This is a genomic window from Streptomyces sp. NPDC059582 (assembly GCF_042735715.1).
GTDB lineage: Bacteria > Actinomycetota > Actinomycetes > Streptomycetales > Streptomycetaceae > Streptomyces.
The window spans coordinates 92,987-112,077 of the sequence record NZ_JBHWCC010000009.1; the positions used below are offsets into that span (position 1 = coordinate 92,987).

General features: G+C 69.2%; 16 protein-coding genes. 11 read left to right on the plus strand and 5 right to left on the minus strand.

Annotation, left to right across the window (positions count from 1 at the left end):
* Window positions 1-266 precede the first annotated feature (266 nt).
* The gene (locus tag ACFV0T_RS11025; protein ID WP_385776810.1) at window positions 267-869 is read left to right on the plus strand and encodes a TetR/AcrR family transcriptional regulator; all 603 of its coding nucleotides are present in this window, start codon (window positions 267-269) and stop codon (window positions 867-869) included.
* 262 nt (window positions 870-1,131) lie between these two features.
* Here the strand turns inward: ACFV0T_RS11025 and ACFV0T_RS11030 are convergent, their stop codons facing one another.
* Window positions 1,132-1,785, minus strand: coding sequence for a TetR/AcrR family transcriptional regulator (locus tag ACFV0T_RS11030; RefSeq protein WP_385776812.1), 654 nt, complete (start codon window positions 1,783-1,785; stop codon window positions 1,132-1,134).
* Window positions 1,786-1,893: 108 nt separating this feature from the next.
* On the opposite strand from ACFV0T_RS11030, the gene ACFV0T_RS11035 reads away from it, so the two are divergent.
* The 7 genes from ACFV0T_RS11035 to ACFV0T_RS11065 all read left to right on the plus strand — a co-directional run bounded on the left by ACFV0T_RS11035 (window position 1,894) and on the right by ACFV0T_RS11065 (window position 9,738).
* A complete protein-coding gene (locus tag ACFV0T_RS11035) occupies window positions 1,894-2,799 on the plus strand; it encodes a patatin-like phospholipase family protein (protein WP_385776814.1) in 906 nt (301 codons plus the stop codon).
* Window positions 2,800-2,808: 9 nt separating this feature from the next.
* Entirely contained in the window at window positions 2,809-3,699 is an 891-nt protein-coding gene (locus tag ACFV0T_RS11040; RefSeq protein ID WP_385776816.1) for a phosphatase PAP2 family protein, read from the plus strand.
* A 383-nt stretch (window positions 3,700-4,082) separates the two neighbouring features.
* Window positions 4,083-4,310, plus strand: coding sequence for a hypothetical protein (locus ACFV0T_RS11045; RefSeq protein ID WP_385776818.1), 228 nt, complete (start codon window positions 4,083-4,085; stop codon window positions 4,308-4,310).
* Window positions 4,311-4,477: 167 nt separating this feature from the next.
* Window positions 4,478-5,488: a YbhN family protein gene (locus tag ACFV0T_RS11050; RefSeq protein ID WP_385776820.1), complete on the plus strand. Its 1,011-nt coding sequence runs from the start codon at window positions 4,478-4,480 to the stop codon at window positions 5,486-5,488.
* A 211-nt stretch (window positions 5,489-5,699) separates the two neighbouring features.
* On the plus strand, window positions 5,700-7,025 hold the full coding sequence (locus ACFV0T_RS11055) for an ABC transporter permease (protein ID WP_385776822.1): 1,326 nt from the start codon (window positions 5,700-5,702) through the stop codon (window positions 7,023-7,025).
* A 641-nt stretch (window positions 7,026-7,666) separates the two neighbouring features.
* Window positions 7,667-8,584 (plus strand): hypothetical protein, encoded by a 918-nt coding sequence (locus ACFV0T_RS11060; RefSeq protein WP_385776824.1) that lies wholly within the window; start codon window positions 7,667-7,669, stop codon window positions 8,582-8,584.
* A gap of 668 nt (window positions 8,585-9,252) precedes the next feature.
* Window positions 9,253-9,738: a MarR family winged helix-turn-helix transcriptional regulator gene (locus ACFV0T_RS11065; protein ID WP_385776826.1), complete on the plus strand. Its 486-nt coding sequence runs from the start codon at window positions 9,253-9,255 to the stop codon at window positions 9,736-9,738.
* A gap of 407 nt (window positions 9,739-10,145) precedes the next feature.
* Here ACFV0T_RS11065 and ACFV0T_RS11070 read toward each other — a convergent pair whose 3' ends face one another.
* Complete coding sequence (locus tag ACFV0T_RS11070) at window positions 10,146-10,796, minus strand: FMN-dependent NADH-azoreductase (RefSeq protein ID WP_385776828.1); 651 nt, start codon at window positions 10,794-10,796, stop codon at window positions 10,146-10,148.
* Window positions 10,797-10,936: 140 nt separating this feature from the next.
* Here ACFV0T_RS11070 and ACFV0T_RS11075 point away from each other — a divergent pair, with 140 nt between their 5' ends.
* The gene (locus ACFV0T_RS11075; protein ID WP_385776830.1) at window positions 10,937-11,602 is read left to right on the plus strand and encodes a nitroreductase; all 666 of its coding nucleotides are present in this window, start codon (window positions 10,937-10,939) and stop codon (window positions 11,600-11,602) included.
* Between the two features lie 1,070 nt (window positions 11,603-12,672).
* Here the strand turns inward: ACFV0T_RS11075 and ACFV0T_RS11080 are convergent.
* Window positions 12,673-13,494, minus strand: a complete 822-nt coding sequence (locus ACFV0T_RS11080) for a GNAT family N-acetyltransferase (RefSeq protein WP_385776832.1) — start codon at window positions 13,492-13,494, stop codon at window positions 12,673-12,675.
* A 497-nt stretch (window positions 13,495-13,991) separates the two neighbouring features.
* On the opposite strand from ACFV0T_RS11080, the gene ACFV0T_RS11085 reads away from it, so the two are divergent.
* The gene (locus ACFV0T_RS11085; protein ID WP_385776834.1) at window positions 13,992-15,062 is read left to right on the plus strand and encodes a biotin/lipoate A/B protein ligase family protein; all 1,071 of its coding nucleotides are present in this window, start codon (window positions 13,992-13,994) and stop codon (window positions 15,060-15,062) included.
* 495 nt (window positions 15,063-15,557) lie between these two features.
* On the opposite strand, the gene ACFV0T_RS11090 is transcribed toward ACFV0T_RS11085, so the two are convergent.
* The gene (locus ACFV0T_RS11090) at window positions 15,558-16,196 is read right to left on the minus strand and encodes an HD domain-containing protein (RefSeq protein WP_385776836.1); all 639 of its coding nucleotides are present in this window, start codon (window positions 16,194-16,196) and stop codon (window positions 15,558-15,560) included.
* Window positions 16,197-16,930: 734 nt separating this feature from the next.
* Here ACFV0T_RS11090 and ACFV0T_RS11095 point away from each other — a divergent pair.
* A complete protein-coding gene (locus ACFV0T_RS11095) occupies window positions 16,931-18,121 on the plus strand; it encodes a PP2C family protein-serine/threonine phosphatase (protein ID WP_385776839.1) in 1,191 nt (396 codons plus the stop codon).
* A 129-nt stretch (window positions 18,122-18,250) separates the two neighbouring features.
* Here the strand turns inward: ACFV0T_RS11095 and ACFV0T_RS11100 are convergent, their stop codons facing one another.
* On the minus strand, window positions 18,251-18,739 hold the full coding sequence (locus tag ACFV0T_RS11100; RefSeq protein ID WP_385776841.1) for a cupin domain-containing protein: 489 nt from the start codon (window positions 18,737-18,739) through the stop codon (window positions 18,251-18,253).
* Between the last annotated feature and the right edge of the window lie 352 nt (window positions 18,740-19,091).

A 19,091-nucleotide genomic window follows, 5' to 3' on the forward strand; every position in this document is an offset into this window, starting at 1 on the left:
CGGCGACGGCCCGGTAGGTGTCGTGCTCGGCGTACGGGCAAGCCGTGCTCCTGGCCGGGATCACGGCTTGCCGTCGCGTTGCACGTGCCCGGTGCCGCCGATCTCACGGGCGCCGGGTGCCCCGGGATGTCGAGGCGCATCGGGTGGTCCCGGGCATCCTGCAGGGGATCTCGGCACAGTACGGACTGCGCGCCGGAATGTGGGCGCGGGAATCCGCAGCGTGCTAACGTAACACGAAGGTTCATTTTTCCATACAGGATGGATGCATGCCGAAGGTCACGCAGGAATACATGGAGGCCCGCCGTGCGCAGATTCTGGACGCGGCTCGCCGCTGCTTCGTGCGGGACGGATTCCATTCGACATCCATGCAGGACCTTTTCGCGGAGTCCGGCCTCTCGGCGGGGGCGGTGTACCGGCATTTCGCGAGTAAGGACGAGATGATCACGGCGATCGTCGAGGAGAACATGCGTGAGGTCCTGAACATGGTCCACACCGTCGCCACACAGCGCCCGACCAGCTCCGTCGGGGCCATGATGGCCGGTGTCCTCGATATCGTGAGGGTCAAGACCGCCGAGGAGAACATCGCCGGACTGTCTGTCCTGGCCTGGTCCGAGTCTCTGCGGAACCCCGCGCTGGCCGACAAGTTCAAACACTTGCTCGCCCAGATGCGCTCCGACCTCACCGAGGTGATCCGCGAGCACCAGCAGAGCGGCACCCTGCCGCGCGAGGTGTCTCCCGAGGGGATCGCTGCCACGCTCTCGTGTACGTTGCCCGGCTACATTCTCCAGCTGGCGATGGGGGACTCCCAGGCCATGGAAGATGTCCCCGACGCTCTGCGGGCGCTCTGGCCCGAGTCGGCCGCGTCCTGAAGCCGGATCCACCGGTTCACGTGCCTCGCCGTTCGCCGGGAGGGCCGCACCGAGCTCCACGACGCATGCGTCAAGGCGGAACGGGCCTGGAGGGACTACGCCGTGGCGGGGGCGGTCGGCCCTGACGCACCGGAAGAGGTCGAGGAGGCGCCGTCCTGCGCGTACCTCATGAAGCCCGCCTGCCGCAGGGCCGCCGCTGGTCACCGTGCGACGGCACCACGCGTTCACGTTCACGAGCCGGGTTCGGCAACCGTATGGGGCATCAGCGGTCAGCGATGTGATCGTCCATGACGGGGTCTCCGCCGGAGGTCTCGTCGCTGCCGGGGTACGGCCACAGGGCGCGCAGGGCTTCGGCGATGCCATGCATGGTATTCGGCCCGAGCAGCGCGAGTTGGAGAATGTAGCCGGGCAGGATGCTGACCAGGACGTCCGCCAGAGCGGTCGCCGGAACGGACGGGGGCAGGCGCCTGGTGTCCTGATGGTCGCGCACGATGTTGGCGATCTCGGCTCGGGTCTGCGTCAGCATATGTCTGTACTGGGAGCCCAGACGGGGGTTCCGCAACGCTTCGGCCCAGACCTGGACGCTGAGTTCGGCCAGGCCTTCGTTCTCGGTCTTGGCGTCCACGAGATCGGCTGCCGCCGCCAGCGCGGCGCCCACGGCCCCTCCGCTCCGCTCGTCGGCCACCCTCCTGATCATGTCGATGACATCGCGGACGTTGTCCTCCGCGATGGCGAGGATCATGTCGTCCTTGCTCGAGAAGTAGCGGTAGACGGCCCCCGAGGACAGGCCCGACTCGGCGAATATGTCCTGCATCGAGGTGGCCTGGAAGCCGCCATTGCGCAGGAAGCAGCGGCGCGCCGCCTCCAGGATCTGCCGGCGCCGGTCGACGAGGTACTGCTCCGTGACTTTTGGCATGAGGTCATCCTACAAGGAAAACGAATGTTCGTCTTGACTTGCGTGGATCAGAGGCACAGGATGAGCGCGCAAAACAGAACGGTCGTTCGTGGAAAGGGAGGCGACGGCATGGATACCGCGCTGACGGGGGAGTCGGAGATGGCTCCGTGCCAGGTGCCACGGGATGCGGCGGCCGGGCCTGCGACGACTGGGCGGGCGCCGTCCGGCACTGTGGCGTTCGTGCTGCAGGGCGGTGGCAGTCTGTGCGCGTCGCAGGTCGGCATGTTGCGGGCCCTCACACAGGCGGGGATCACGCCCGATCTCGTCGTGGGGTCCTCAGCCGGCGCGCTCAATGGCGCTGTCTTTGCCGCCGACCCCAGCATCGAGGGAATCGACCGGCTGGAAGCGCTGTGGCTGCACCTCAAGCGCCGGCACATCGCGCCGATATCGCCCCGGACCCTGATCAAGGCCGCAGTGGGCCGGGGGGAGGCTGCGGTCTCCAGCGCGGCGCTACGGCGATTGCTGCGATCGGGGGTCGGCGTCGAACGACTCGAGGAGACCGTCGTGCCGGTGCACGTCGTGGCGACCGACTTCGAGACCGGCGCCGCGGTGGTTCTCTCCCGAGGCGACGCCGTCACGGCGCTTCTCGCGTCGGCGGCCTTCCCGGGCCTGTACCCCCCGGTGCGTGTCGGAGAGCGCAGCCTCGTCGATGGCGGCGTATCGGCGGACACGCCCGTGCTGCAGGCGGAAGCACTCGGCGCGACCACCATGTACGTACTGCCCGCCGCGGCGACGCATGAGACGGGCTGTCAGGCGCACACCGTGCTGCTCGCCGCCTGCCGGGCGGTGGGTCAGATCCTGATGGAACGTGAGCGGCAGGACCTGGCGGCGGTTCGCGGGTCCGTGCTTCGGCTGCCCGCGGCCGCCACCCCCGTGGGCAGCCTCATCGACTTCCGCGACACCGCGCGGCTGGTCCAGGCCGGCTACCGGCTCACCGAGGACTGGCTTTCCCGGCAGCCCACGGCCGTGGGGTGAGGACGCCTCATGGTCAACCTCGCCTCCTCCGTGCGCCGTCTGCCACCACGCCCCTCACGTTCACCGAGCGGACGCGCGCTGCCGCATTGGTGGGCGGAACTGCTTTTGGTGGGACTGCTGTACGCGGTCTACGAGATCACCCGGGGAATGCAGCGCGGCTGGAGTGTCACCGCGGATCGCAACGGCCAGAACATCCAGCGCTGGGAAGACGCTGTGAACCTGGCCCCGGAGCAGCCGCTCAACCAGGTACTGCACCACCTTCCGGTGCTGGCCGTGCTCGCCGCGTACTTCTACGCCGCCCTCCACTACGTCGTCACACCCGCAGTTCTGATCTGGCTCTACCGGGTGCATCCCGGGCACTACCGCGCGGCTCGCACCTGGCTCGCTGCCGTGACGTTGAGCGCGCTCGTCGGGTTCTGGCGCTTCCCGGCCACGCCGCCCCGGCTGCTTCCCCACACGGAGATCCACGACACCGTGGCCGATGTGGAGCAGTGGGGGTGGTGGAGCGGGCACACGAGCGCGCCGCAAGGCCTCGGCGGCCTGATCAACGAGTACGCGGCCATGCCATCACTCCACGTCGGCTGGGCCGTGTGGTCGGGTTGGCTCATCTTCCGGCACGCCCGACGGAAGACGCTGAGGGCCTCCGGCCTCGCCTACCCCGTGCTCACGACCTTGGTCGTCGTCGCAACCGGCAACCACTATCTCGCGGACGCCATCGCGGGCACGGTTCTCATCCTGCTCTTCGGCGCGCTCACAGGCCGTATCCGCAACGTCGGCAGACACGTCATCGGGCGGCGGGCTCAGCCCGGCTCGGCCACGAGCGTCGCCCGCAACACCGTCGCCCTGTCCCGGGCAGACCGACCAAGTCCCCAGAACCGTCCGCCAGGTGACTCATCATGATCCACTCTGTTCCGCCCCCGCCGCCGTCCCCGCCCCCGGGTGATGGTGAGCCCCCCGGCGGCGGACCCCAGCCATCAGACATGGAACATGCCAACGGCAGCCGTGGAGTGAGCAGTTGGCTGAACAGCCGACGTCGCGGGCGGGTCCCCTCCCGTCTGTCCTTGCACCTTGTGGACGCTTTCCTCGTCCGAAGTGACGCCGAGGACTCAGCGGCAGGACTGGTGCGTTTCCGGATATCCGACGGTGACGGTGTCAGCGGCTCGCGGCGCTCTCGGCGGAGCCCGGCAGGCCTGACGCGTCAACTCGCGCGATCCGGCGGGGAACTGCGGCTGATCCGCAACCGCCCCGCTGACACGTCCGGTGTCTGCCCACCCTCTGTCGCCGTGCTCACGCTCAACGGCATCACCGACATCGCCACGCTGATCCGGCTGAACGTCGGCGCCCCGTTCCCGCTGATCGCAGGGAAGAAGATGGGCCATGTCGCAGCCGTGGGCGTCGATGTGCGATTTCTCGCGGGCTTGTGGGACCTGGCCGTCCCCGGGCGCACGCGGTGCCAGCTGCACCTGGAGGGCCTGGTCCGACTGATGCCCGACTGGCCGGTGCCGCGATGAGCATTTTGCGTGAGGCCGGGACGGACAGTGAACATGATCCGGGCCCGGGGGCACGTGACCGGGCGAAGTCGGCCAGCCGAACCGGAGAGTCCACGCCTTTGCCGCGCCGCTCGCGCCGGCTCACGGTGCTGACCGGGGGTGCCGTGGTGGTCGTGTTGGCTACCGAAATGGCGTTGATCGCGCCCTACGCCCGCCGGGCGGCAGGACAGCTGGCCCAGGTCCGACCTGTGTGGCTTCTGCTGGCCCTTGCCGCCGAGATGGCTTCCATGATGGCGTTCGCCCGCCTGCAGCGACTCGCCCTGGGTAGTGGTGGTGGACTGCGCGTCAAGCTGGGTTCTGCCCTCGCCACAGTGTTCTCCGCGAACGCGCTCGGCGCGACTCTCCCCGGCGGTAGCCTGGTCGCGATCACCTACCGCACGCGCCGTATGCGCTCCTGGGGTGCCAGCGTCCCGCAGATCGGTTTCACGCATGCCGCCACCGGCGTGCTGAGCACGATCGCCCTCGTCGTGCTCGCCGGCGCCGGGCAGACCCTCGCGGGGGATGGCTCGCAGCTTGTCCGGGTCACCGTCCACGTCGCAGCGATCGGCGCCCTCACCGGCGCCGCACTCGCGCTCGTCCACCACGCCGCTGTGCTGCGCCGGCCCGTGGGCGCCTCCCTGCGCGTGTGGGGCAGGCTGCGGCACAACGACGTGGGGCAGACATCGGCCGACCGGCTGCTCGAGGAACTGGCCGCCATCCACCCGCCGGCCCGTTTCTGGGCGCAGGGGTTCGGGTTCGCCTTGTTCAACTGGACCGCGGACTGTCTGTGTCTGCTCGCCGTGTGCCATGCGGTGGGAGCGCGGCCGTCGTTGAGCACTGTGCTGCTTGCCTACGTCGCCGGGACGACAGCCGCGTCGGCCATGCCGTTTCTGCCCGCGGGGGTCGGCGTCCTCGACGCGGCTCTCGTCCTCACCCTGCACCACGGCGGGGTGCCCAGTGGTGCCGCCACGGCCGCCGATCTTCTCTACCGGACGATCACTCCCGGGCTTGTCGCTGTCGCGGGATGGATCCTGCTGGTCCAGCAGCGGCGCCGGTCGGCCCGCGGGCAGGGCGGCCGAGGTGCCGGCCGTAAGCCCAGTATCTGGCCGACGTCCCCGTCCGCGACCGTTGCGACGAGTGCGGCCGGCCGGAAGACGTAGCCGGGCAGCCGGGCAAGGGGCAGGTCGCCGCGGAGGCGATGTCGCGAGTGCGCCGTCACGCCTCTGGTGCTTCCGGGCGACCAGGGCGAGGCGGACCGCACAGCCGTCGACCGGTAGAGTAAGAAAACGAACATTCGTGTTGACACGGCCCGACTGCCATAGCAGGCTGAGGGTGTAAATGGAATGATCATTCGCCTTGGAGGGCGTGACCGTGAAGAAACTGTTGGTGGGACTCCTGTCATGGCGTCGGCTCATCATCATGACCGTGGGGTTGCCGCTGGTGGTCTCCGCGGCTGTGATGGCATTCGCCTGGCCCGCATCGCGCATCGCCCCGCGCGATCTGCCCGTAGGGATCGTGGGCACGAGCACCGCCAGCCAGAACGCCGTCGCAGGTCTGGCGCGCAGTGCGCCCGGTGGTTTCGACTTCCACCTGTATGCCGATGAAGCGTCTGCGCGCTCCGCCATCAAGAACCGGGAGGTGTACGGCGCCTTCGTCATCACCCCTGGCAACCTCACCGTGCTGGAGGCCACTGCCGCCAGCACCACTGTGGCCCAGCTGCTCAACACGGCCGGCCAGGAACTTGCCGCCCACGCGCCTCAGCCGGCTCCGAAGAGCACCCCTCTCTCGTCCCACGGCGCGTCCGCGCCCCACGGCGCGTCCGCCGAGGCAGGGGCCAAGAAGGGCGCTCCCAAGAAGGACACCGTCAATAAGGGCGCTGCCAAGAAGGACGCTGCCAAGAACGACGCTGCCAAGAAGGACGCCGTCCAGACTCCCGCCAAGGTGCGGGTGACGACGGTGGATGTCGTCCCGAGTTCCGCGGACGACCCCCGAGGGGTGGTGTTCAGCTCGGCGATTCTCCCGCTCACGATCTGCGGCGTGATCATCGCGCTCGGTGCGATGTCGGTCGTCCATACGTCGGCGTGGCGTCGGCCCATCACTCTGGTCACCGTGTCCGCCGCAGCCGGCTTCGGTGTCTTCCTGGTCGCCCAGGGCGTTCTCGGCGCACTGCCGCACGAGCACGTGGCCACTTGGGCAGCCCTGTCCCTCACCCTGTTCGCCGTGAGCGCGACAAGTGCCGGCCTGATGACGCTCACCGGTCCTGCCGGGCTCGGTCTCAGCGCCACGCTGATGGTCTTCATCGGGAATCCGTTCTCCGGCAGCACGTCCGCTCCGGAGCTGCTGCCCAAGGCGGTGGACGACATCGGTCAATGGCTGCCTCCGGGCGCCGGCGCGAATCTCGTCCGCGGCGTCGCCTACTTCGACGGCAACGACTCCGGCGGTCACATCACCGTTCTCGTCCTGTGGAGCGTACTCGGGCTCGCAGCCGTCATCTTCGGCCACCGAGGCGCGGTCGTCACGGACGACTCACTCGTGGAAGCGCCCCACCGCGTCGACGGTGAGGAGCAGGAACGCGCGACCTCGAGCGAAACAGCGCCCGCTGTGCGGCCGACCCCCGAGGGATACTTCCAGCCGCAATCGGCGGCGCCGGCAGAGAACCGGCCGCACGCACACGCCCGGCACGCGGCCGGCCACTGAGATCCTTCCACGGCCGTCCCTGACGCAGATCGAACCGGCGTCGACCTGGCCTTGGGGGAGAGGGTGGCGAGGTAGGCGGCGAGTCTGCCGGCCTGTGGCCGCCGGGCACCCATCCGGGAAGCGGGCTTCGGCCGGGGGTAAGCGCCGACGACGGCCGCGATTGTGGCGGTGCGAGAGCGGTCGGTGAGGCGCGTGACGCCCTCTGTCAACGGCCGGCCGTCGATCGCCGCCCGTGACTCGGTTTCTCCGGGGAGGACGAGCGTGTCCGACGGTGAAAACGCTGTAGCCGATGGCCATGCCCGTACGGTCCGGGGTCCGGCGATGGAGCACATCGCCTGCTGGTCCGCTTTCAATGGCGCCGTCAGCCCCGGACCGTCACCACGGCGGCCGGTCCGGACGTGGTCGCCGCGCCCCGGGTGCACGACCGCGGCGTGGACGCGCGCAGGAGCAGTTCCCCGGCTCGGCAGCCGGACTGTCGCCTGCGACAGTGACCGGCCTGCCGAAGCAGCGGCAGGACGACCACGCTGCCTTCCAGGACCACGACCTGTCGGACCGCGACTTCGCCTACGTCGGGGGCCGACGGCGGCCCACGTCTGGGCCGAAGGCGTGCGCCCCAAGGTCCGGCTCGGTCAGGCGCACGCGTGCTCGTCCTGCTCGCTGCGCGCAGGGACGGCACCAGGGCGCTGATCGCGATGGCGGAGGGACTGCGCGAATCGACCGAGTCGTGGGCCGACCTGCTGCGCGGCTGCCGCCGCCGCGGCAGGCGCGACCCACGGACCAGTCGTCGGCGACGGTGCGACGAGCCTGTGGAAGGCCCTGGCCGAGGTCCGCCCCGCTGCCCGCCAAGCGGGGCAGACGGCCCGGCCGCCGCGCTCGCGATGATGATGTTCAAGCTCGTCGAATCCGCCAGCGCCCGCTGTTGGGCGATCACCGAAGTCCACATCGGTGGCCCGGTCCGCGCAGGCGCAAGGTTCGAGAACGGCAGACTCGTCGAACGAGACGCGGGCGATGCGGCATGCCTCCGGCACGCGCCGGTGAATGACCGGTGGAGCCCTTCTGGCAGCATGGCGGCCATGGAGCGTGTCGTGATCCTCGGCCGTGGCGGCTCAGGGAAGTCGACACTGGCAGCCACCCTGGGCAAGGTCACCGGTCTTCCGGTCATCGAGCTCGACAAACACTTCTGGGGACCGGGGCTTGAGGCGACTCCTCCCGAGCAGTGGGCCACCGTCCAAGGCGAGCTCGCCGAAGCGGACCAGTGGATCATGGACGGCGACCTCGGCCCCTACGACGCGCTCGACGTCCGCCTCCGGCGAGCAGACACCGTGGTCCTGCTCGACTTCTCCTTCTGGCGCTGCGCCTGGCGAGCGATGCGCCGCTCCCGGGAGCGGTTCGACTTCTGGGTCTGGGTGTGGTCATGGCGGCGTCGGAGCCGGCCACTCCTCCTGAAATCGGTCACCGATCAGGCCGGTGGCGCGACACTGCACGTGCTCCGGAACCCGCGCGCGACGGCCTCCTTCGTAGCGCAGGTCAAAGCCGACCGTGAGCCGGGCCGGCCATGACGATCCACAAGTTTTGACGACCGCTGGGGGATACCGCGGTCAGTCGGTGGGGTTGCCGCCGCAGTCGTCGGCCGCCGCGCGGACATCCAGCGGTCCGCTGATGTCGGGCGAATGCGCACCATCGGCATCAGTACCGGGACGCGATGGGGCGCTCGGCGAGGGCGGCCTCGGTGGACCGCTGACGCGACGGCCTGCGGAGACTCGTCCGGCCGTTCACCGCGCGCTTCCGTGTTCCCGCAGGTGGGACACGGCCCGCAGCGGGCGCGGAGCAGTGTCGGCGCAGCGGTTTCGCACGCTCGAAGGTGGCTGGTCCGGCCCCGCTCCAGGTCCACGCGTCTGGGATGTCGTAAAGCCTGGCGTTCGTCGAACGGCGATGACGGCGGCGTCGCCGCCCAAGCGGTCACCGACTTCCCAAGCGGTCACCGACTTATCGGGAGACGGCTTTCTGAACGTGCCGGAAGAGGTCCTCGGGGTCGGTGCCGGCCCCAGAAGGCGACTCGTTCGTCGGGGGTGTGGAAGGTGCCCGCCCCGGGCGCGGCGCGAGGCGGCGAACCGTGGGTGGCTCCGGCACGGTCGCGGACATGTCGGGTATGAACAAGTGGATGCACCATTTATATTAGTTTCAATTGAGAACGTATTGAACGAGCAGATGGCTGTAATGTGGGCCCATGACCGCCGACGTTCCTCACAGAACCATCGCATCGCGTGCGACTGACCGCCCCGGAGATGCCTCGCCCTTCGCCCTCGGCTTACTGCTACGCCAGGCCCACTGGCGCGCAGCCGCGGTGATGGAGGAGGCGCTTCGGCCGCTCGGCATCGGACTGCGGCATTTCGCCGCGCTGATCGTGCTGGTCGACCGCGGACCCACGGTGCAGCGGGACTTGGCCGCCGCGACGGGTACCGACAAGGCGGGAATCATGAGGGTCGTGGACGACCTGGAGCGTAAGGGGCTCGCAGTTCGCAAGGCCGTTCCCGGGGACCGGCGGGTACGGGCAGTGGAGATCACGTCTCAGGGCATCGAGCTTTTCGATGCAGCTCATGTGGCCGCGGAGCCCAAGGCTGAGCTTCTGGTCGCCGGCTTGAAGCCCGGTGAGCCTGAGCAGCTGACCGATCTGCTGACCCGGTTCGCCCATCAGGCGGACGGGGAGGCGTAGGCACGGCGACGCACCGATTGCGTACCGCGCGGGCACGCTTCGCCTCGCGCGGCCTGCGCGTCGGCCTCGACCCGGAAAGGTGCGGTCGCCGCTGCTCGCGGCGGCCCTGGCCGCGAGTGGCGGCCGAAGCTGTCGTCGCCGACGGTGAGGGTGGACCGGACGGTCACGGCGCGACATGACGGGCTTGGGCGGTGAAGTTCGCCCTCGCGGGTGTCGGCGTCGGCGCGATGCGCGGCCCGTGGGCAGGCTCGACGCGGCCGATGACCCTCCGCGCCGGGCCGTCGGACGTCTGTGGGGCCAAAGGTCCGCCGCGACCGCGTCCGAGGGCCCCGGTGGCGTGATGACAGCGTAAGGACACTGTGTGACATCCCGAAGGGGACGTCACACAGCGTCCGGGCGCTCGGGTACTACGCGGCGAAGCGCTCCGCGAGCTGCTTGGCCTTGGTGACCGCTTCCTGGACGGCGCGTTCGCGCGAGGCCTCATGGAGGGGGATCAGCGCGGACATGGCCGGGTTGCGCCGGGCCATGGTGAGTTCCGGGACGATGAAGTCGACGTCCAGGCCGAGGGTGCCCCTGAGGACGGCCTCCAGGTAGTTCTGTACGAACTCGAAACCCTCGCGCGGGGTGCCCGGCGCGTAGGAGCCGCCGCGACTGGCGACAACGACGGCCGGGGTGCCCTGGGCGGAGGGTGCCTCGCCCGCCGTACGGCCGAGCAGCAGCACGTTGTCCAGCCACGCCTTGAGGGTCGAGGGAATCGAGAAGTTGTACATCGGGGCGCCGATCAGGACGGCGTCCGCCTGCTCCAGCTCCTCGATGAGCTCCAGGCGCTTGGCGAACGCCGCGGACTGTTCCGGGGTGCGTTCGGACGGGGCGGCGTAACCGGCGGACCAGGCGTCCGCGGTGATGTGCGGGACAGGGCTGGCGGCGAGATCGCGGTAGATGATCGTGCCCTCCGGGTGCTGCTCCTCCCAGGCCCTGCGGAAGGTGCCCGCGACTGACCGGGACGAGGACGCCTCGCCCGGAAACACGGACGAGTCGATGTGCAACAGGGTGGCCATGGGCCTTCTCCAGACAGTGGTGTTTCAAGGTGGGAACCGAGGGCTCAGGTTCAGCGCTCGGAGATAGTAAAACACGAGAAGGTATTGAGTGATACGGTTGCAAGCGTAACGGCAGTTGAGCAGCTGGGAGTCTGGACGCCATGGATGTCTACGAGGCGGTTACGAGTCGACGGGCGGTGCGCTCGTTCACCGATCAGTCCGTACCGAGGGAGGTGCTGGAGCGCGTCCTGTCCACCGCGGCGTGGGCACCCTCGGGATCGAATCTGCAGTCATGGAACGCCTACGTGCTCACCGGCGGCCCACTGGCCGAACTCAAGAAGCGCGCCGGTGCACGGCTGGCCGCCGGCGATGCCTGGGACGAACCGGAGTATGAGCAGTACCCGCCCACGCTGAAGTCCCCCTACCGCGAACGCAGGTCCGCTTTTGGCGAGCAGCGCTACGGCGGACTCGGGATCTCGCGCGAGGACCTGGAAGCGCGGCAGAGGGCCGCCTCGGCGAACTGGGACTGCTTCGGCGCGCCCGCCGCCCTGTTCTGCTATATCGACCCCGACCTGGATCGCCCTCAGTGGTCCGACGTCGGCATGTTCCTGCAGACCGTCATGCTTCTGCTCCGCGCCGAAGGGCTACACAGTTGCACACAGATGGCTTGGGCAAAGTTTCACAGAACCGTCGCGGAGATCCTCTCGCCCCCGGATGAGCTGATCCTCTTCTGCGGCATGTCGATCGGATACGAGGACACCACAGTGAGTCACACCCGTACGGGGCGGGCACCGCTCGAGGAAACGGTCACGTTCATCGACGCGTAGCCGACCGAACCATCCCCTGCTGCGTGACAAGCGCGCAGCCGCGACGGCTTCCGCACTGCCTGCACCCGGGCCGGCTGCGAGTCGCCGAGCGGCGCCGTCGGTGTGCACGCGAGGGCACGGTGTCGGCGGCCCTGAGGCCGACGTGCCCAGCGTTTGATCCCGGCGCCGTCAGGTTCGGCCGGGTGGGGTACTTCTCCGCTCCAGAGGTACCCCACCCGGCCGGTGTTGCGCGCCGCCCCCGTCCCCACGGTGCGGCGCGAGCAGGCCGGTCGTCCCGTCATCCGTGGGACGGCTCGGCCTGGGTCTTCGGTCTTCAGTCGTGGCCGGTGTCGGCGGCACGGTGGCCGTCGCGAACTGCAACAGGTGGTCAGGGTTGCCGTCCTGACGCTCCAGCACGGGTCCGCCCTGACGGCACGCCGAGCATCAGCGCGGGTGCGTGATTCAGTGCGGGATGGCGCCGCGATCTTCTGGCGTTCCGCCTGAGCGCCGTAGAGGGCCTTGACTGTTGTCGTACATGGTCAGGCCGGGTGCGCCTGGCGCGCCCGGATTGTCGTGATGCCCCCCGTCCGCGGCGTGCCGCAGACTGCGCGCGGGGTCGATCGTGGCCAAGGCCCGATCTGATTCCCCGGTGGCGAGGAATGTGTGCGTTCTCCTTGGCACGCTTGCCGACGGTGAGGACGTCGATGTCGGCACCGAGCACCCCGTGAGGGACTCGGCATGGAGTCATCGCCGCGCCTCACTGTGCACGGTTCCCGTGTCGTCTCCCTTGGCTTCTGAGAACAACCATTCTGTTTTACGGGGCTTATTCTGCACCACGGATCGACCTCGGTCAAGACGAACATTCGTTTTCTGTCTCCTCGGGCGAACCGCGCGCGTAGGCCGGCTTGTGTCAGGCTTCAGGGCTCCCGCGCTGCGCGACCTGGACTCTCCCTTACGCTCCCTCAAAGACAACGACATCCCAGGTAGGACCGGACTGCCGCGGAGTATGCGGAGGCGGCACATGCAAGTCGCCGAGGCTGCAGAAGTGATGGGTCCGACCGCAGTCGCGCCCGACGTTCACCCGGTGGACCTCAGGCCGGAAAGGTGAAGAGGCGGTACTCGGACACCGTCGTGAAGCCGAACCGTCGGTACAGAGGCTCACCCGCGGGGCTCGCCACGAGCGCGGCGGACCGCATCCCATGCTCCCGTCCCACCCGCAGCGCGGCGGCCGTCAACGCTCCGCCGACGCCAAGTCGGCGGCACGCGTCGGCCACGTGCACGAGGAAGATCCCGGCAATTCCGTGTGCGGCGATCACGACCGTCGATCCGACCACCCTGCCGTCGAGCACCGCGGCCAGACGGACGATGTCCGCGTTGTCCCTGCGCGTCGACTCGATGCGCACCATCTCTGTCTCCAGGCCGCGCGCGATGCCCATCGACGTCCTGTACGTCGCGACCACCTCCGCCAGTCGGACTCCGTCCTGGACCGTCTCGATACGCAGGCCGGCGGGTGCCTCGGTCGGGTCGTCCGTGTGGTCGAGCGACCTCACCATGACCGGAAGGGCGGCGAACTCATGCCCTCCGTAGCGCGGCAGCGCGTCGGCCGTGCCCTCGGGGCTGTCGGGTCCGACCCACCACCACCATGGCAGGCCTGCCATGTTCCTCCGAACCGTGGCCACGGCCTGTCCGACTGCGGACAAGGACCGCACCCGCACCACGCCGTTGAACTGTGGGGTGCCGACACCGCTGCGGAAGTGATCGACGCCAGACGTCACCTCCCGACCTTCGTCGTCCCATCCCAAGAGGTACTGACGGAAATTGGCGAACACCGCCTCCACCGCGCCGGTGTCCCGGGCGGCCGTCAGGGCCTGCGCCTTGTCGGGCGTACCGACCGCCGCTGCTGCATCTGACACGAATACGGCCTTCTTCGCTCCGCTGGTCTGCCTGCCGACACGGGCTTCGACGAGTGTAGTTGCCGTACGTGGCGTAGCTTCCGGGCGAGAGGCCCTGTCCCTCCGCACGCCGCTGAACAGCAGGAACTGCTGACCCAGGTGAGCCTGGACGCAGCGATCACGGTCTGGCCCCTCGCGCGAAGCCGAGGGTCCCGGGCGGTCTCCAGATGTGCACGAGGGAGTGGGGGCTGCGAGGCAGAGGCACAGCCGGGTCAGGCATTCGTTGCCTGCCTGCCTGCCTGCCTGCCTGCCTGCCTGCCTGCCTGCCTGCCCTGCGCGACGAGACCCGGCGGCGTCCCGAGGGAGAGGGGACGCCGGTCGCTCTACGGGCGCCGACGACCGCGCGCTGGCGATGCCCGCTCGCCCTCCCGACATGTGTGTGCGTCGTTGCTGCGCAGGCGGGAACATCAGCGCCTCCCACGTTGCTCATTTCAGCAGCAGCAGAGGAAGGCAGAATCGTGCACGGTGAGTACAAGGTTCCCGGCGGCAAGCTCGTCGTCGTGGATGTAGACGTCGACGTGGCTGCCGGTGTCCTGCAGCGCACGCGCGTGGCGGGGGACTTCTTCCTCGAGCCGGACGAGGCGCTCGACGCCGTGAACCACGCCTTGGACGGGGCGCCGCTCGACACCGACGCGGCCGGTCTGGCGGCGCGGATCGACGCGGCCCTTCCCGAGGGGACCGTGATGTACGGGCTCACTTCGGAGGGCGTCGGCATCGCGGTGCGACGCGCGCTTGCGCACGCCACCGACTGGACCGACTACGAATGGCAGTTGATCCACGAGGGCCCGCAGGCTCCTGCACTGCACATGGCGCTGGACGAGGTACTCACGGCCGAGGTCGCCGCGGGACGCCGATCCCCGACGCTCAGGGTATGGGAGTGGGGCGCGCCGGCGGTGATCATCGGCAGTTTCCAGTCCCTTCGTAACGAGGTCGACCCGGAGGGCGCGGAGCGGCACGGCATCGAGGTGGTTCGCCGCATCTCCGGCGGCGGGGCGATGTTCGTGGAGCCGGGCAACACGATCACCTACTCCCTGTCGGTGCCGGAGGCGCTCGTTCAAGGATTGTCCTTCCAGGACAGCTACGCCTATCTCGACGACTGGGTGCTCGGTGCGCTCGGTGACATGGGGATCACGGCCTGGTCCCAGCCGCTGAACGACATCGCCACCGACCAGGGCAAGATCGCCGGTGCGGCCCAGAAGCGGATCGTGGGACCGGACGGCGGCCCGGGCGCCGTCCTGCACCACGTGACCATGGCCTACGACATCGACGCCGACAAGATGCTCGACGTGCTGCGCATCGGACGGGAGAAGCTGTCCGACAAGGGCACGAAGAGCGCGAAGAAGCGCGTCGATCCGCTGCGTCGACAGACCGGTCTGGCGCGGGAGGCCGTCATCGGGCGGATGATCGGCTCGTTCCGCCTCCGGTACGGACTTGCCGACGGAAAGGTGACGGACGAGGAACTGGCTCGCGCGCAGGAGTTGGCGCGGACGAAGTTCACCTCGCCGGAGTGGACCGCCCGTGTGCCCTGACGAGTGCGGGGGGAGGGACAACGCCTGCGCCTGACCAGACCCTCGTCTCCGAAATGGCTCGGCGTAAGACCTGGTGTCGGTGAGCGTCAGGCGACAGCTCGCCGTCTCGGGCCAGGCCCGGCTTGTCGGTGGCGCCTGGGAGGTCGTACGCGGCGCCTGCACCGCCGCCGAGCCGTCGCCCTCTGGGCACCGGGGGTATCGGCTTCTTGGGCTTCTGCCCGCCGCCCTCGCGAGCACGGCAAGGTTGTGGGCGGCGGCGGGATCGGCGGCGTCGGCGTACAGGACGCGGCGCAGTGCCGGGTTCGAGGTGCCGCCGGTGTCGGGCGCGTACTGGACGGTGCGGCCGGCGCGGGCCATGAAGACGATCGCCTTCCGCGCCACGTGGCGAGTCAGGTCGGCGCCGTGGTCGCCCTCGACCAGTGCCAGTGCCAGTGCCAGTGCCAGTGCCAGTGCCCTTGGCGGGGCCAGGGCACTACTCGATGTGCCTGCCGGATGTCACTCAGGCCACGAGGACTCCAGGATGGTGCTCACGAAGTCTCCGCGTTCGAAGCCCGGGACGAAGTGCGCCAGCACATCGGCCTTGACGTTGCCGAACGTGGTTTCCGGCTTGGACCGGATTCCTTCGGTGAACGCCTCCAGGATGCGCCGTTTGAAGTCGGGGCGAGGGTGCAGGGCGACGACGGCGGCCCGCTCCTCGGCCGAGATGGTGTCGTAGCCGATGCCCAACACGTCGTACTCGACGCCCGCGGTCACCAGAGCGACCTCCGGTTCCATGAACTCGGGAATGCCCGGGGTCGTGTGCAGGGCGATGGCCGTCCACACCCGCCGGACGCTGTCCTCGGGAACGCCATGCCCCTGCAGGAACCGCCTGGCCTCGTCGGCGCTGTCCACTTCGAAGCGCCGGCCGCTGGAGCGGAAGCGCTCGTCGAGGCCGAGGTCGTGGAACATCGCCCCGACATACAGCAGCTCGGGATCGAAGCTCAGGTCCCGGTTGCGACCCTGGAGGGCGCCCCAGAAGTACACCCGCCGCGAGTGGTGGTAGACGAGTTCGCTCGTGGTGTCCCGAACCAGGTCGGAGACCTCCGCGGCCAGCTTGGTGTCCGGGACTCGTAGGTCCGCCGCCGTATTCGTCATCGCGCCCGCCTTGTGATGAGGATCAGGATCATGGTGCCCCACGCGAGGCCCTCTCCTCAGCCTCCCCCGCCCGGTCGCGACGGGCCACGTCTATCGTGCCAGGCACCCCACACATCCGGACATCACGGAGATCCGGCGCCACGTTCCGCCGCGGCGATGCCCGAGATCGGCAGGCTTTCCCCGGACGGGAACGACACCTCCGGCCCGCCCGCCCGCCCGGCCCGTGCCGCAGGGGTGACACCCCGGTGTGACTCCCGCGGCGCCCCTCGGCCGGCACGGCCACTACCGCTGAGGACTCCTGGGGGAGGGGCGTTCGAGACCTGCCGTCTCCTGCCGGGAGTTGGGGTGCGCACGCCGGTAGGCGTCATGTGGCGCTCGTGGCCGGGGTGATGAGCGTTGCTCGAGACCTCACTTCCGCCCCGGTTGAAGGAGCGGGGCCGCCGCGGCGACGGGGACCAGGCGGCGCGGCGAGGTCGGCGAGGGTCCGGCATCGGCCGTGCGTCGCGGCGGCGTTGGCCCGATCCCGGACCCGTCGCCGTGCCGGCGTGTGCGGTTTCCTCTGTGTCCCAGGGCCGCCGCCACGCCGGCTGCCCAGCCGCCCGCAGGTGCCACCTGATGGACTCGAACCCTCTTCGCATCAACCCGGCCGGCTGCCCTGACCAGGCAAGATGGGTGCATGGGGTGATGTTGCGCAACCTCGGGGAAGAAGATGCGGCAGCCGATGGGAGGTTGCTGTGGAAGGTGGAGATCTTGAACTGGGCGAGTTGCTGGGCGCTGCGGAGGCGGCGCCTCCCGGTGGGTCCGTCGAGGTGATGGCACACGACTTGCACAAGCGGTTCGGTGCGGAGCGTGTGTCGTTCCTGTTCGTCGATCTCATCGGTCAGCGACTGGTACGGCTCGCCGCGCCCGACGGCGAGGGCGCGGGCCGCGGAAAGCCCATCGACTTGCAGGGCAGCGTCTACGACAGCGTCCTGCAGAGCCAGCGCCAGCATGTGGAACCGGACGGCCAGGGCGGACGGCGCGTCATCACGCCCGTCACCAACCGCGGCGACTGCATCGGCGTCCTGGAGGTGAGCCTGCAGTGCGCCGACGACACCGTGCTGCGACAGGTCCGTGACGCGGCACATGCGCTGGCCTACATCATCGTCACGGACCGCCGCTTCACCGATCTGTACCACCTGGGCAGGCGGACCACGGAGACCAGCCTGGCCGCGGAGATCCAGCACCAGCTGCTTCCCTCGGCCCCCTGCTGTGAGGCGCCCCAGTTCACGCTCGCCGCCGGGTTGGTCCCGGCCGACGACATCGGCGGCGACACCTACGACTACACCCTCGACCGCGACACTCTGCATCTGTCCATCACCGATGCCATGGGCCACGACACGAACTCCGCTCTGCTGGCCACCCTGCTGGTCGGCGCGCTCAGGCGGGCACGGCGCAGCGGCTGCGACGCCCTCAGGCAGGCTCACCACGCCCATCAGGCACTGCTGAGCCACAGCCGCGGCCTTGCCACCGGCCAGTTGCTTTGTGTCGACCTCGAAACAGGCCTCTGTGAACTGGTCAACGCCGGTCATCCCTGGCCACTACGGCTGCGCCACAACGCCGTCGAAGAGGTCAAGCTCTCCGTCAACCTGCCGTTCGGTGTGGCGGCACCCACCTCCTTTCGGCTCCAGGAACTGCAACTGCGTCCCGGGGACCGCCTGGTCCTGCTCACCGACGGAATGCAGGATCGCGGCGCCGCGGCCGTAGATCTGGCCACGCTCGTTCACGACAGCCGCCGGATGCATCCGAGGGAAGCTGTCCGGAGCCTGACCGCTGCGGTGCTCGACGCCTGCCATGGCAACCTCAAGGACGACGCCACGGTGCTGATACTGGACTGGCACGGCGACCGTCGCCGGTCCACGTCCAGACCGGGCGCGCAGCGATGACCGGGAGCGGCGTCCTTCTGAGCCCTCGCCGAGAGTGATGTCCGGTGACGTCTGTGCCGGGCCATCGGTCCGGGCGATGCGGGGCCGCCTTCGGGCTGTCCCGGGCGTGTGACGCAGGGACCGCGGCACTCAGTACGGCTTGTTGTCGAGCATGTCGGTGTTGTACTGGTCGTGTGTGATCTGGAAGGCCTTCAGATCTTCGCGGCTGAGCTGTGCGTACTCAGCCACCTTCTCGAAGTACTCCTCCCTGGGGGCTCCCGGGGTGAAGAGCAGCAGCAGCGATACCGGGTCGTCGCTGTCGTTCTGGAAGGCGTGGAGCCCGCCGGCCGGTACGTAGAGGAAGTCTCCCTGGCGTCCCGTGACCCAGCGGTCGCCGTTGTAGAGCCGGACCTCGCCGGACAGGACGTAGAAGGACTCGGAGATCGTACGGTGAAAGTGTTCCGTGGCGCCCATGGCCTTCGGCCCCATGTCGATCTTGTACAGGCCGAACTCGCCGCTGGTGTCCTCCTGGTTGGCCACGTAGCTGATGAAACCGGTGTCGGGCTCCGGGGCCGCAGGTCGGAACAGTGCGCTGACCTGGCCCCTGTCGCCGAAGTAGCGAGGCTCTGGATAGGACATGGCGGCTTCCTTTCGGGTGCGCGCCCGGCACCGCAAAGGAGGGGCCTGGGCACGTGCCATGCAGCACCCCGCCGAGCCGACCCCGATCGAATCGACCACGCACCGGCGACCGCGGAGCCGCTCCGCCGGAGGCTGCGCGCTACTCAAGCAAACCGTCTTTTCCTGAGGATCGCGCTGTGGAGCCGCTCGAACCCCGCATGGCTTTGAAGAGCGGCTTGGTCCGGAGTCTTCCCGCAGCCTCTTCCACGGCCGCGACACCGCCATCACGCGAACCCGAAGGCGGAAGCACCCACATCGACGCGGGTGACCTTCCGGTCTCCGGCCGCGACCTTTCAGAAGGCGTGAAGCCACA

Coding starts and splice junctions, on each gene's coding strand:
- ACFV0T_RS11025 (WP_385776810.1), top strand. CDS start 267: ATGCCGAAGGTCACGCAGGAATACATGGAGGCCCGCCGTGCGCAGATT.
- ACFV0T_RS11030 (WP_385776812.1), bottom strand. CDS start 1,785: ATGCCAAAAGTCACGGAGCAGTACCTCGTCGACCGGCGCCGGCAGATC.
- ACFV0T_RS11035 (WP_385776814.1), top strand. CDS start 1,894: ATGGATACCGCGCTGACGGGGGAGTCGGAGATGGCTCCGTGCCAGGTG.
- ACFV0T_RS11040 (WP_385776816.1), top strand. CDS start 2,809: ATGGTCAACCTCGCCTCCTCCGTGCGCCGTCTGCCACCACGCCCCTCA.
- ACFV0T_RS11050 (WP_385776820.1), top strand. CDS start 4,478: ATGGCGTTGATCGCGCCCTACGCCCGCCGGGCGGCAGGACAGCTGGCC.
- ACFV0T_RS11065 (WP_385776826.1), top strand. CDS start 9,253: ATGACCGCCGACGTTCCTCACAGAACCATCGCATCGCGTGCGACTGAC.
- ACFV0T_RS11070 (WP_385776828.1), bottom strand. CDS start 10,796: ATGGCCACCCTGTTGCACATCGACTCGTCCGTGTTTCCGGGCGAGGCG.
- ACFV0T_RS11075 (WP_385776830.1), top strand. CDS start 10,937: ATGGATGTCTACGAGGCGGTTACGAGTCGACGGGCGGTGCGCTCGTTC.
- ACFV0T_RS11090 (WP_385776836.1), bottom strand. CDS start 16,196: ATGACGAATACGGCGGCGGACCTACGAGTCCCGGACACCAAGCTGGCC.
- ACFV0T_RS11100 (WP_385776841.1), bottom strand. CDS start 18,739: ATGTCCTATCCAGAGCCTCGCTACTTCGGCGACAGGGGCCAGGTCAGC.